Source organism: uncultured Polaribacter sp. (genome assembly GCF_947503875.1).
Taxonomy (GTDB): Bacteria; Bacteroidota; Bacteroidia; order Flavobacteriales; family Flavobacteriaceae; genus Polaribacter.
The window spans coordinates 35,195-49,753 of the sequence record NZ_CANNFH010000009.1 but is presented as its reverse complement, the minus strand read 5'-3'; the positions used below and the strand labels follow the sequence as shown (position 1 = coordinate 49,753).

Genomic DNA, 14,559 nt, shown 5'->3' with positions numbered 1-14,559 from the left:
AGCAAGCACACATTAAAAAATATGGCAACAGAAATAAATAACACCAACTACCAGAAACTTAAAAACGTTTTAAAAGAAGTTTTTCAGTTAGACCAAGCAGATTTAGATTTTGGAATCTATAGAATCATGAATCAAAAGCGAGAGGAAATTACAGATTTTCTTGATAACCGTTTATTACCTCAAGTTAAAGAAGTACTGGCTGCTAATAGTTCTGGAAATAATACTAAAATCCAAGAAGAACTAAATACAGCTATTGAACAAGCCAAGTCTTTAGGTGTAGACCCAAACACATTGCCTAAAGTAAAAGAATTACAAAGCAAACTAGCCAGTTCAACTTCTGTAGATGCTTTAGAACAAGAAGTGTATTCTCACTTAGCCAACTTTTTTAAACGCTATTATAAAGATGGAGATTTTATTTCTTTAAGACGTTATAAAAAAGATGTATATGCCATTCCTTATGAAGGTGAAGAAGTAAAATTACATTGGGCAAACCATGACCAATACTATATTAAAACATCTGAGTATTTAAAAAACTACGGTTTTAAAATTGCAGGTAACAAATCTGTGAAAATAGAGCTTAAAGAAGCCTCTACAGAACAGAACAACAACAAAGAGCAGTCTGGCAAGGAAAGACGTTTTAAAATATACGAGGAGCAAGCTGTTGAAGTCTCAGAAGATGGTAACACACTTACTTTAAACTTTACATATGAGCAACATGATAAAAAGGTGAAGCAAGATAAATTAATGGTTGAAGCTTTAACAACCATTGTTTCAAACTTACCTTCAGAATTTAATGATGTACTAGCTTTAGCACCTACTGAAAAAAATAAAAAGCGTACTCTCTTAGAAAAACACCTGAATGACTTTTCTGCTAGAAATACCTTTGATTACTTTATACACAAAGACCTTGGAGGATTTTTGTCTCGTGAGCTAGACTTTTACATTAAAAATGAAGTCTTATACCTAGATGATATAAACACAGACAATGAGCAAGATTTTACAGCACAGCTTTCTAAAGTAAAAGCATTAAAACAAGTTGCTCAAAAAATAATAACCTTTTTAGCACAGCTAGAAAATTTCCAAAAGAAATTATGGCTAAAAAAGAAGTTTGTAGTTAGTACCAACTACTGTATTACTTTAGATAAGATACCCGAAAGTTATTATCCTGAAATAGCTGCTAATAATGACCAGTTAGAAGAATGGAAAGAGCTCTTTAAAATACATGAAATAAAGGATGATTTACTAACGGTAGCTTATAGTGAGCCTTTAACTATAGACTTCTTAAAAAGCCAACCTTACCTTGTTTTAGACACCAAATTCTTTTCACAAGAATTTAAAGAAAAACTATTGGCAGAATTTGATGATTTGGAAAAACAAACCAATGGATTGCTTATTAATTCTGAAAATTTCCAAGCTTTAAACCTTTTAAAGAAAAAATATAAAGAAAAAGCTAATCTTGCTTATATAGACCCTCCTTATAATACAGATGCAACACCAATTTTGTATAAAAATGATTACAAAGATTCTTCTTGGCTTAGTTTATTAAGAGACAGAATGGTGTTAGGTAAAATGCTACTTAAAAAAGAAGTTGGTGTTTTCAGTGCTGCAATTGATGACATTGAAGTTGCCAATTTAAGTAAGTTAATGAGTCAAGAGTTTGACAATTACGAATTAAAAAAAGCCATTGTCCAACATTATCCAGGTTCTGGAACTGGGAGAAGTAATATTACTAGAACACATGAATATAATTTATTCATGGTTCCAGAAGGAGAGGATGTTTTAAGAGGGAAAGTAACTAGAGATGGGTTTAGAGAAAGAGGATTTAGAAGGGCTGGTACAGGAGAAAACAATTATAGGACAGGAAGACCAAATAGCTTTTTTGCAGTAGTCATTGATGACAAAATATTTGACGAAGAATCTGAATCATATAAAATAATTAGAGTAGAAAAACCCCCAATTGGAAATGATTACCCTAAAGGTCGGACAAAAGATGATTTTTTAAGAATATATCCTATAGGAAGTGACGGTTCTGAAAGAGTTTGGAGTTTGAGTTATGAAGGAGCAAAAGATGCTATTGAAAATCAAATGCTGAAATGTTCAAGAAATTTCTCAGTAATTCGTATATATTTTGATGAACAAGCTAGGTCTTTAGTAGATAGTATATGGACTAATTCAAAATTTAGTGCTACAACATTTGGGACTAACTTATTAAAAGACATTTTTGCAGATTCATCACTTTTCTCATATCCTAAATCATTACATACTATGGAGACTGTAATAGATACAGTTACTCATGATGACACTAACTCATTTGTGATAGATTTTTTTGCTGGTTCAGGAACTACAGGACATGCTGTCCAAATTTTAAACAGAAAAAATAAAAGCAATCTAAAGTTTTTACTAGTCGAAATGGGCACATATTTTAATATTGTTACAAAACCAAGAATATTAAAAACTTCTTATTCTAATAATTGGTCAAAAGGCTTACCTGTAGATTATTCAGGGATGAGCAATATGTATAAATATCAAGACATAGAAAGTTATGAAGACTCACTAAATAACTTAACTTTAAAAGCTTCTACTAACCAATCTAATTTACTTGCAAATAGTAATTTTAATGATGAGTATTTGTTAAGTTATATGTTGGATGTAGAATCTAGAGATAGCTTATTAAATATAGATGCTTTTAAAAATCCTTTTAACTACAAGTTAAACATTACCAGAAATAATGAAAGTCAAGAAACTGTAATTGACTTAGTAGAAACCTTTAACTATTTAATTGGCTTACATGTAAAAACAATACAAACCATTAAAGGGTTTAAGGTAATTACTGGTCTTACCAATGAAAGAGGAGAAGAAACTTTAGTGATTTGGCGTAACACAGAAGAAAAAAGTAACGCAGACTTAAATGACTTCTTTTCTAAAATGGAGTTTTCTACAAGAGATACAGAGTTTGATAGAATTTATGTAAACGGAGATAATCATTTAGAAAACCTAAAAATTGGTGACGAAAAATGGAAAGTAGTACTCATAGAAGAAGAATTTACCAAAAGAATGTTTGATGTACAAGATGTTTAATATAACCAAACAATAACATGGCTAAAAAGAAAATAATAAAGCTGAGTCAAGGTTTGGTATTAAACAGATACTTGCTAAGCTTATTTGGATGTTCAGATTTTGAAGGTATGGCACAATACCTTAAAGATTCTCATTTAGAAGGGTATGATGAAAACAATGTTACTAAGTTTCATCATGCTTTAAAAATGAGATTATTAAATAGCGAAAAACTAAACAAAGACTTACTATTTGCGTATGACCAAAATATTGTAAGTCATACATTAGCAATTTCAGAATATAGAGAAGGCGTTTTTAAATGGAAATATTTCCAATACATAACACTACTGTTTATAGAAATTTATCTCGATAAATATTTTGCTAATCCTAACTTATTATTGGCAGAGTTAAATCAGTTTGTAGATGCTTTTAATGACCCTTTAGACAATAGTGTCCCTAATGAGTATAATTATGTATCAGACTATTTTACTGTAGATGAATTAAGTAAAATAGCAATTTGGTCTGCTACAGGAAGTGGTAAAACATTGTTACTTCATGTAAACATTAAACAGTATTTGCACTATGCTAAAAAGTATGGCAAAAAAGACTTTAACAAAGTATTATTGGTTACGCCTAATGAAGGTTTATCTAATCAGCATTTAAATGAGTTTGCAGCCTCTAACATAAAAGCAGAAATATTTAGCAAGTCTTCAGGAGCTTTATTTTCTGGGGAAATGGTTGAGATTATAGAAATAAGTAAACTAGCAGAAGATAGTGGAGATAAAACTGTAGCTGTAGACGCTTTTGAAAAAAACAACCTTGTTCTTGTTGATGAAGGACATAGAGGAGCTAGTGGTGATGAATGGAAAAAAAGAAGAGACCTATTAAGTGAAAACGGTTTTGCTTTTGAGTATTCTGCAACATTTGGTCAAGCCATAAGTGCAGCTTCAGGAAAGAAAAAAGAAATCTTATTTAAAGAGTACAGTAAGGCTATTCTATTTGATTATAGCTACAAGTATTTTTATAAAGATGGATATGGTAAAGATTATAAGATTCTAAACATAAAGGATGATACTAATGACGAGTATTTAAGAAAGTATTTAACAGCGTGTTTACTTGGTTATTACCAGCAACAGTTAGTATACAATCAAAATTCATCTAAAATGGATGTTTACAAACTAGCAAAACCATTATGGATATTTGTTGGAGGAAAAGTGAACTCTGTAAGTAGCAAGACCATAACAGATGAGTTTGGAAACAAAAAGAAGTTAGAGCTATCTGATGTAATTACCATTGTTAAATTCATTTCAGATTTTATAAAAGACCCAAGTAATTCTAAAAATCATATCAATCAAATTTTAACTGGTAATGCAGGTTTAAATGATGAGAATGGAGCATCTATATTTTCAAATTCTTTTGATTACCTAAAGGAAAATAAAATTGAATCAGATTTACTTTATACTGATATACTTCAAAAAGTATTTAACACAAGTCTTGTTGGTGCCAATGTACACCTAGACAACCTAAAAGGTGCAGATGGAGAACTTGGTTTAAGAATTGGAGATACAGACCAATATTTTGGTGTTATAAATGTAGGGGATGAAGCTAAACTTCATAAACTATGTATGGCAGTTGGTATATTGGGTATGGAGAAAGAATTTTCAAAAAGTCTATTTCATAATATCAATGAAAAAGATAGTAACATAAATTTATTAATTGGTTCTAAAAAATTTACTGAAGGTTGGTCTTCATGGAGAGTAAGCACCATGGGATTGATGAATATTGGTAAAGGAGAAGGAAGTCAGATAATTCAATTATTTGGTAGAGGTGTACGTTTAAAAGGTTTTAACATGAGTTTAAAACGTAGTTCTAGATTAGATGATTATCAAAGACCAAAAGAAAAAACACCTAAATACATACCTACACTAGAGACCTTAAACATATTTGGTATTAAAGCTGATTATATGCAGCAGTTTAAAGAATACCTTGAAGAAGAAGGGTTACCAACAAATGAAGGTAATTTTAAAACCATAACAATACCAACTATAAACAGGTATTCTAAAACTAGAGATAGTTTAAAAATAATCAAAACAAAAGAAGGTGTAGCTGAAAACTACAAAAAAGAAAATATAACAGTTTTAGAAATTACAGAGAATTCAAGGTATTTAGATATTAAGTTAGATTGGTACCCAAAAATTCAAATGATTAGTAGTAACCAATCAACTACTAATGTGGTAGATGGTAAAGATGTAGGATTAACGTTAAAGCCTCATAATTTAGCCTTTATTGATTGGGATAAAGTCTTTTTTGAAATTCAGAAATATAAAAATGAAAGAAGTTGGTATAACTTATCAGTCACAAAAGAAAACCTTCAGGAAATAATGAATGATGATACTTGGTATCAGATTTCAATACCAACATCAGACTTAGAGCCATCAAGTTTTAATAGAGTATTTATATGGGAAGAGTTAGTGATTGCACTACTTAAAAACTATACTGAAAAATTTTACTTAAGCATTAAAAACAAATACTTAGCAAGACATATTGAAGTTGATATTCTTGAAGAAAGTCATCCTAATTTTACAGAAGAATATAGTATTTCTGTTGAAGAAAATGAAACAGATATTATTAGAAATGTTTTAGAGTTTAAAGAGCTTGTTAAGAAAGATGATATGCTCCAACAAGACTTTGAATTAAACAGAGGCTCTTTTGTAGGTTTTGACTATGGAAACCATCTTTATTATCCTTTACTCTATATGAATGACAAGATATATAAGGATATTGTGAAAGTTTCTCCTGTACAGTTAAATGAAGGAGAAAAGGACTTTGTAGATGATTTGAAGCAGTACTATAATGCTAATAAGAGTTATTTCAATGACAAAAAAGTATATCTACTTAGAAATCAAAGCAAAACTGGTATTGGTTTTCTAACTGAAACTAAGAATTTCTATCCTGATTTTATGTTATGGCAAATTGTAGGAGATAAACAATATCTAAGTTTTGTAGACCCAAAAGGAATTTATATGCTAGAAGATGTTTGGAATCACCCTAAAGTAAGATTACATAAAACTATAAAAGAGGAGTTTCAAGCTAAATTAGACGATAAAAAAACCTTCTTAAATTCCTTTATTATTTCTAACACTTCTTTCAAGAATATGCAATATAGAAGGTCTGATGATGAAACTATTGAACATTATCATAATGCCAATGTTTATTTTCAAGATGAAGATAAACATACCTACATAGAAAAAGTATTAGAAAAAGGGCTAATTGAATAAAAATAATAGAAATTTGAAAGAACTTTTGTACCAAATATAGAAATTGTAAAATAATTTACTATTATTAAAAGAATATAATAATAATTAGCTAGTAATCAAAATGTTAAAATTTAAATTTGTATTCTTTTATTCATTTTTGTAAAGTTATATGAATATATTTATTCAAATCTATGGGGATATCAAAGTTTTATACAATTATACTCAATTAAATATTTCTGGAAATAAAATAGCTGATACAGAAACCGGGGAGACTTTTAATATATCAAATTCAGTTTTATTAAAGAAACTGAGACCGGTAAAATATCTCTAAGCTATCCTTTTTACAATATCATAAATAGTAAGAAAATAATAGATTTAATTGAGTCAGGAATTAAAGATGTAGATCTAGCATTACTAATTTGGATATCTGTAAATATGTCTATAGGTGAAAATATATGTCTAAAAAACAATGATGAACCTCATTCAACAGCTTCCATAGTGTATTTCTCAAAACGATAATTTATGGCAAGGTGTAGATGGACTAAATTGTCCTTGCCCACAAGGTTATCGTTTGCCTACAATTGCTGAATGGACAGAAGAATACCAAAGTTGGAGTAGTAATGATGCGGCTGGTGCTTATGCATCTCCTCTTAAATTAACAATGAGAGGTAGCCGTAATGATTATGTCTATACAGAAAGCAATGTTGGTATTATAGGCATTTATTGGAGTAGCTCGCCAAGTGATAATGGAGCAAATAGTTTAGATTTTACCAGTACTAATGTTAATATTAATAACTCTGGTTTTGACGTAAGAGCAAGAGGAAGTTCTGTTCGTTGTATTAAAGATTAACCCGATATAATTAGTGAATTAATTTGATATTTAACCAATCTTTCTTAATTGGAAGGTTGGTTTTATTTATTTATTTATTTTTCAGTTTTTTTGAAGGTTACATTGTCAATCAAATATTGTTAAAATCTAATTATAATTATTGTTTAAATAAAATAAAAATATTTTTTTGATGTTTAGTGAATGTTCTTGGTTACGATTTAATAACTAAAGCCATAAAAAAATAGATAGATATCAATACTCATAGTTCATTTATTCCTCCTGTGATACTACCATGGCTGGTACAAATAAGACAACATTATTTATTAGTAAATTTATTTATTTTTTGTACCAGATATTTTATTAATATAATTATAAAAAACTGTATTTAAGGAGTTTAGGTGTTTGTTTTTAAAGTGTGATTAGCTAAATAAATTTTATTTTCTAAATTTAAGAATACTGCTTTTTTTTAGATCAATTATGCCAAATAGATTAAAACTATTCACTTTTCTATATCTTATATTCTTATCTTTTGTGTCACTTACCTTTAAGAGAGACTTGGTGAAATTTGAAGAACCAGATACATTTTTCACAGCTTTTACTATGCTCTTATTCTCTTTTTTGGTAACTTCCTTTAGGTGTCTAACAATATTCTTAATTTTCTTATTAAACTCAGCTATGGTGAGTTTTTTTGGTGATTTGAAATAAATAGAAAGCTGATTGTTGTATGTAAGATTATTGTCAGCTGTGATGAAATTGTGAAACTCAACATGATAATTAAGATACTTCAGCTCTTTCTCCCAATTATTCATTGTTAATATCTTCCTAATTTTTACTAGCACTTTTTTTTCAATTAAAATATTACAACCTTTTGCTAGCTCATAAGTACGTATGGTTTGTTTAGCAATTTTACCACTATAACTTGTGTTATCTTTTATTTCCTTTATGATTCTATTTGAACTTAGCTCTTTAACTAGCTCTAAAATTTGATAAGTAGTTTCAGCCTCCTCTTTCTCAGGTTCATCTTTATAATTTTCTATTTTATCAATTATAAAATTTGTGTTCAATGCATTTCTATATTTTTGGAATGATTCAAGTGAAATATATGTTTCTTTTTTAACTAAAACATTATCTATTTTTATATAACTAATTTCTAAACCTGTATCACTTTCGGCTATTATTGATTCATATTTATCATTTTTATTTAATATCCATTTAGATAATACTTGACCAAAATCTTGCAAATATGAAATTTCAGAATTTTTAGCTTCCTGACTAACACAAATAAATCTCTCTAAAATAGGAAAAGCTTTTTTTAAATCACTAAAACCATACGTAGTGTATGGGATACTTTTAAATCTCCCAATTACTTTAATAGAAGCTGCTCCTTTTCTCAATCTACCACATATTTGATAAACTGTCTTAGAACTGATGGCTAGTGAACGGACTTTTGCATCTACTGCAATTATGACATGTGCGTCATCTTGTAAATCAAATCCATTAAAATATGCAGCGGTGATAAAATTTATTTTTTTAGGCAATGAAGTATCTATGATTTCTGATCTCTCATAACCATTTATTGGCTTTTTTTTAGAAGAGCTATAAAGTATTGCTATGTCATTTTTTGATACAGAGGCGCTCTCTAGTTCTTTAATAATATCTTCTATTCCCTTTAAATGATTGTATGCAACTAATATTTTTTTATCATCATTACCATTTATCAATTCGCTTATAGTTTTAATAGTTCTTGTTACTACATTATTTGTAACTAATAAATCTAAATGAGTTTTAACTTGATTTTCATACTTTATTTTTATGAATGGTTCATTTTTTAAGTCAGGATCATGAAATTTTGAAATGGTTGCTGATAATAGACTTCTTTTTTCTTTTGGATGTTCTTTGTAAATTTTCATACAATCATGCATTACATTTCTAAATGAGCTTTGCTCTTGCATACTATCTATTTCATCTAATAAAAGATGAAAACCTTTGAAATCCTTCTTTTTAGTTTCTTTTAAATAGTTACGCAGAATTGCAAGCTGATCTGAAACACAAGTAATTTTAATAGGTTGTTTATGTTTTTTACACTTATCTAAGTATTTGTCAAACATATCATTAGTGTTACTACTAATTTCAAAATTCTTAGTAGAAAACCCCTTTATCTCTTGTTTTTTCTTTTTAGTAGCTCCAAAAAAGAAAACTTGGTATTCATTAATAAAAGATGGTTTCTTAGCTTTAGATTCAGCTGTAAATTTTAAAGGCTCTACTATAATAGAGTTACGTTTACAATCAAGCTCTAAAGTTGTACCACCAAGCCCTGTAATAGACTTATCAATAATCCCAGAGGGCAAACTGTTTAATACGTGGCCTAGTTTCGTGGGTTTATTATTGAAAGTATTTTTAATTATTAATTTACTTTTACTTATAGATACAATAAGACTGTCGTTTTTGATATCCATCTTGATTTATTTTGAGTTAAATATATCAAAATCTTTAATATTATCATCTTAAAGCTATTGAGACCTAAAAAACTCCCATCAACTAAAGATGGCTATTATAGTATATAGCTATAACCATAAATTAAAAACTAACTTTTGACCAAGCTACTCTATTTTCTTGGCTCCAAAACTCATTTGGCATAGCTAAACCATTTTCTATAGGGGCTACTTTATATTCTAAATAATAGTGGTAATTTGGTTTTAAAATATTTATATCAAACTTTGGTATTCCAGAAACAATCATAAACAAGTCTATTAATCTATTTCTTTCCTCTATAGTGTTTGTATTTATATTAAAATACAAATTGCTAGAAAGCTTTATTCTAGTTTTATTTTTAAATTCAATCTCTATGCTATAAATATAAATTTTTCTGGTTGTAAGATATTCTAATAGGTCTAAAGTATTGTTTGTGTTTTTTCTAAGCACATGCATTTTACTTTTATCTATAGAGCCTTCTAATTTTCTTGGCAATTTTAAATATATTATTTTTTTAGAAATTATTTCTAAATGTCCAAAATGAGCTAATAGCCAAAGGTTATCCTCTGTAAGATTCCAGCATTCTAAAGCAAAACTTTTGTTATCAGAAAGAAGGCATATACTATGAAAAAGGTGTTTCATTTTATTGTGTGTTAAGTTTAAGTTGGGTGTCCTTTTACAACTCCCCATATACATATTAAAAGCGTATGTCCCCCTCTATGGGAATCACTAAGAAACAATTTTATTAGGTAAAGTTAAAAAATAAAAATTTCACTTCTATATATATTTATATAGCTATAATTGTTAATTTAATATACTCTATTTCAGGTTTTACAGTACATTTATTCAAATTCAAATTCAAATAAAAATATTATATTTGAAAAAAAAATATTATGAAAAAAATAATCTTATTGTTTAGTTTAGCTATATTATTTTCATGTACCAGTAGTGATGATAGTGAGAGTGCAATGTCAGACAACAATTATAATCCACCTAGCTGGATTCAGGGAGTTTGGATAATTCCAAATGTTCCAGTAACTTCAGGATTTGAATTTAGAGATAGTGATTTTTGTTTAGCCTCTGGAAATGTTACCACTTGCTACGAGCAAACTTATAGTCAAGTAACTGATTTTAATGTATATGAAGAAATATCTAATACAAGATATTTAACAATTACTACTATTGCAGGTAGTGAATATCGTTATGAATTTGAAAAAGTATCTGAAAATTCAATAAAATGGCTAAATGTTAATGGTTCAAATAATGTTAACGTTACACTTGTCAAACAATAGGCATATCTTCTTCTTTTAGTTCAGCTATTTCTAAACCTCGTAAATAGGTTAAACTAACATTTATTATATTTGAAAAAAATCTTGTGAAGAATATACTCTACTTATTTTTAATCCTTGCTTCTTTTGAAATATCTGCTCAGTCTATTTCCAAGCAGGTTTTAGCACCACTAGGAGGGTCTCTTTCAAATAGTAACATAAAGTTGAGTTATACTGCTGGGGAGATTGTGGTTGGAGGTATGACTTCTGAAGACGGTAGTTTTCAATTAGGTAATGGTTACTATCCCTCTTTTAATCTTAACGTTTTAAGTATAAAAACTCCAACAACAAATCTTTTAGTAAAGGTTTATCCAAACCCAATTAAAGAATTAATTTTCATATCCCACCCTAGTAGTAATTATTTTAAAGTATTTATCTCTGATTTAACAGGAAAAGTATTACTACAAAAAGAGGTGGTGAAAGGAGAACCTATTAATATAGAAAATTATTCAAAAGGTATTTACCTTGTAAACGTAACAACAGAAGATAAACAAACTAATACCTATAAAATTATTAAGCAATGAAAAACTATCTATTCATTATAATAGTTCTTTTTTTAGGACTTAGCCTAAATGCCCAAGCTCCACAGGGGTTTAATTACCAAGCCACAGTAAGAAATAGTTCAGGTGATTTAGTTGTAAATACTAATGTTTATTTTAAGTTTAACATCATTCAGGGCTCTCAAACAGCAGTGCCAATATACACAGAAACGCACTACGTGCCAACAGATGATTTAGGGCAGGTTAACCTTGTGATTGGACAAGGGACTGCCAATAATGGAGTATTTTCAGAATTAGACTGGTCATTGGGGAGTTATTATTTAGGTATTGAATTAGATACCGGAAATGGTTATGTTGCTATGGGAACCACACAACTTTTAAGTGTTCCATACGCTTTGTATGCTGCAAATAGTGGTAATACATCAGCTAGTATTCCTGATGGTATTAATGCTGGAGATATTTTAGTTTGGGATGGGGTAAATTGGTCTGTTACAAGTAATAATAGTAACGTTAATCAAATAGAAATTACAACAGTTGAGATTTACCAAATTAATAGTGATGGTGGAATTTCTGGAGGTGATATTGGTTCAGATGGTGGTGCAAGTATAACGGCTAAAGGTGTTGTTTGGAGTGAAGACCCCAATCCTAGTGTAGATTTAATTACTAAAACAAATGAGGGGCCAGGAGCTTCAAGTTTTACTAGTAGTATTTCAGATTTAACACCTTTAACTAATTACTTTTATAGAGCATACGCAACCAATAGTTTTGGATCTTTTTATGGAAATACATTTAATTTCACAACAAGTGATGTATTACCAACAGTAATAACAAAACCAGTTTTAGAAATATCTTATTATTCTGTAAATTCAGGTTTAGAAATTACAAATTTAGGATCAGATATTGTTAGATCTGGTATTATTTATAGTAGAAACCAACAGTTACTTTCTGTAAATGGTAATAATAATATTATTGAAGGAGATGGTGTACTATCAATAGAAAATTTAACTCCGGGAACAATTTATTATGTTAGAGCTTTTGCAGAAAATAGCGTAGGGGTAGCATATGGTGAAATTATTTCCTTTGAAACATTAACAGATGATCTCACTGTTACAAATGGTCAGCATACAAATTTGACTTTTAATGGCGTAGAAATAATTGGTAACAGTGTTAATAATGATGGAAGTCTTGCTATTATTGAAAGAGGTGTTATTGTTAGCGAATATTATCAGGGTTTAAATCTTGCTAGTAATCTTCCAAGACAGATAGTTACAAGTGGGACAGGGACTGGTGAGTTTAATGCAAATTTCAGTCAATTATCACCAAATGTTAATTATTTTTACAGAGCATTTGCAAAAAATGAAGAAGGGATTATTGCATATGGCATACATACTGATAATCTTCAATTTACAACACCTTTTAATTATGGAAGTGTTACTGATATTGATCAAAATACTTATAATACAGTAACTCTAGGGAATCAAGTATGGATGGCAGAAAATTTAAAAGTAACTCGCTTTAATGATGGTACAAATTTAACACAATCAACTTCAAGTCAATTTTGGTATTCAAATGATAATGTAAATAATAGTTTATATTCTAGCATAGAAGGTGGGGTTTACTATAATAGTACTGTTGTTAATGCTAACTATAATATTTGCCCACAAGGTTGGAGGATTCCAACATTAAACGATTGGGAAATACTAATTAGTAATTTAGATTATGCGGATGCTCCAGTAAGAAATTTAATGTCTAGTATTTACGAATGGCAATTAGAAGGAGTACCAAATGGCTTTAATTTAAAGTTATATGGAGCTATTAGTGCTGACGGTGTTTGGTATAATTTTGGTCAAAGTACCTCTTTATGGCTTTCAAATTATAAAGTAGCATTTGAAAAAAGTAATCCTAAATATTCTCTAAAAGAATTTTCATATGGTGATAAAGGTGTTTGTATAAGATGTATTAAAAATTAAGTAAAATTAAATTTCATACTATTACTCCTTCAATAGTTTACATAATTTTTTCATTAAAAAATAGGCATATCCTCCTCCTTCAATTCAGCTATTTCTAGACCCCTCAAGTAGGTTAAACTAACATTTATAGAAGAATGTCCCATAGCTTTCTGTAGCTTGGTTATAGAACCAGTTCTTTTAAAGATCTCTATAGCTCCTGAGTGCCTAAAAGAGTATAGGGTTTGTCCTTGTTCAAGTATGTTTGATTGTCTCTTAAAACGGCTCCAAAGGGTTTTAAAATAGTCTTTATTTAAAGGTTTGGGTTTACCTGAAAAGATATTATGATGCCGTTCTCCTTTTACAAGAATATCTCTAACATACTTTGGTACAGGAACAATTCTATTCCTACCAGATTTATTTCTACTACCAGACAAATGAATGTATTTGAGGTCATCTGAAAAGTCTGACCAAGTAAGTTCTCTTATTTCTCTATGAGGCCTTAAAAGGCATCCATAGGTCATTAAACAGCATAGGTATAGATGTTTATTATATGCTTTAATAGCTTCAAGTATTACATTGACATTTTTAAAGGGTTTGTGCATTTGAGCTTTTGTTCTTTTTGACTTTATTCTTTGCATTGGATTGGAAGTCATACCTATTTTTCTTGCTTCATTTATCAATGAGCATAACCTCAATCTATAGGTGTTGTAGGAACTTTCTGAATTGTATTTATTTAATACTGTCTCTATATGCAGAGGTTGAATAGGGGAGTCATTCAGTTCATCAATAAGTCTGTTAAAAATAAACTGTAACATTTCTTTATATTTTTTGGTATAGTTTTCTTTTAGTTTGTTTTCTAACGCTACTGTTAAGTAATCCTTATCTGTCATATTAGACTTTATAAGATTGGATACTTTAATCTGTTCTAGAGTTAAACCACTTATCAAAAATTTATATACTTCTGATGCTAAAAGGTTCCCCATTTCAATTCGTTTAGAAATAGGATAGGAGTTAGGGTAGATTTCAGAATTAATCTTAGAACCATTAAACAATCTATAGCGTTTGTTGTTTTGATAAAATACTACGTAAACTCTACTTGAAGAATTAATCTTTACTCTTGGATAAATTACTTTCATTTGGCACACTTTTGACACATTAAATATTAATTAA

The 14,559-nt window shown here is 29.1% G+C and carries 9 protein-coding genes; 6 read left to right on the top strand and 3 right to left on the bottom strand.

Annotation, left to right across the window (positions count from 1 at the left end; all coding sequences use genetic code 11):
• Positions 1 to 21: 21 nt before the first annotated feature.
• The 3 genes from Q0684_RS13105 (at position 22) to Q0684_RS13095 (ending at position 7,161) form a co-directional block, all read left to right on the top strand.
• A complete protein-coding gene (locus tag Q0684_RS13105; protein WP_299017678.1) occupies positions 22 to 3,078 on the top strand; it encodes a DNA methyltransferase in 3,057 nt (1,018 codons plus the stop codon).
• Between the two features lie 17 nt (positions 3,079 to 3,095).
• Positions 3,096 to 6,332, top strand: coding sequence for a DEAD/DEAH box helicase family protein (locus Q0684_RS13100; RefSeq protein WP_299017675.1), 3,237 nt, complete (start codon positions 3,096 to 3,098; stop codon positions 6,330 to 6,332).
• Between the two features lie 550 nt (positions 6,333 to 6,882).
• Entirely contained in the window at positions 6,883 to 7,161 is a 279-nt protein-coding gene (locus tag Q0684_RS13095) for a hypothetical protein (RefSeq protein ID WP_299017672.1), read from the top strand.
• Between the two features lie 413 nt (positions 7,162 to 7,574).
• Here the strand turns inward: Q0684_RS13095 and Q0684_RS13090 are convergent, their stop codons facing one another.
• Together Q0684_RS13090 and Q0684_RS13085 are read right to left on the bottom strand one after the other, a co-directional pair.
• Positions 7,575 to 9,596 (bottom strand): hypothetical protein, encoded by a 2,022-nt coding sequence (locus tag Q0684_RS13090; RefSeq protein WP_299017669.1) that lies wholly within the window; start codon positions 9,594 to 9,596, stop codon positions 7,575 to 7,577.
• Between the two features lie 121 nt (positions 9,597 to 9,717).
• Positions 9,718 to 10,254 (bottom strand): hypothetical protein, encoded by a 537-nt coding sequence (locus Q0684_RS13085; protein WP_299017666.1) that lies wholly within the window; start codon positions 10,252 to 10,254, stop codon positions 9,718 to 9,720.
• A gap of 251 nt (positions 10,255 to 10,505) precedes the next feature.
• Here Q0684_RS13085 and Q0684_RS13080 point away from each other — a divergent pair, with 251 nt between their 5' ends.
• From Q0684_RS13080 to Q0684_RS13070, 3 genes are all read left to right on the top strand, one after another.
• Positions 10,506 to 10,904 (top strand): hypothetical protein, encoded by a 399-nt coding sequence (locus tag Q0684_RS13080; protein ID WP_299017663.1) that lies wholly within the window; start codon positions 10,506 to 10,508, stop codon positions 10,902 to 10,904.
• Positions 10,905 to 10,987: 83 nt separating this feature from the next.
• The gene (locus Q0684_RS13075; RefSeq protein WP_299017660.1) at positions 10,988 to 11,464 is read left to right on the top strand and encodes a T9SS type A sorting domain-containing protein; all 477 of its coding nucleotides are present in this window, start codon (positions 10,988 to 10,990) and stop codon (positions 11,462 to 11,464) included.
• Positions 11,461 to 13,410, top strand: coding sequence for a fibrobacter succinogenes major paralogous domain-containing protein (locus Q0684_RS13070; RefSeq protein WP_299017657.1), 1,950 nt, complete (start codon positions 11,461 to 11,463; stop codon positions 13,408 to 13,410). Before Q0684_RS13075 ends, Q0684_RS13070 begins: the two co-directional genes overlap by 4 nt.
• Positions 13,411 to 13,463: 53 nt before the next feature.
• On the opposite strand, the gene Q0684_RS13065 is transcribed toward Q0684_RS13070, so the two are convergent.
• The gene (locus tag Q0684_RS13065) at positions 13,464 to 14,525 is read right to left on the bottom strand and encodes a tyrosine-type recombinase/integrase (RefSeq protein ID WP_299017654.1); all 1,062 of its coding nucleotides are present in this window, start codon (positions 14,523 to 14,525) and stop codon (positions 13,464 to 13,466) included.
• Positions 14,526 to 14,559: the final 34 nt, after the last annotated feature.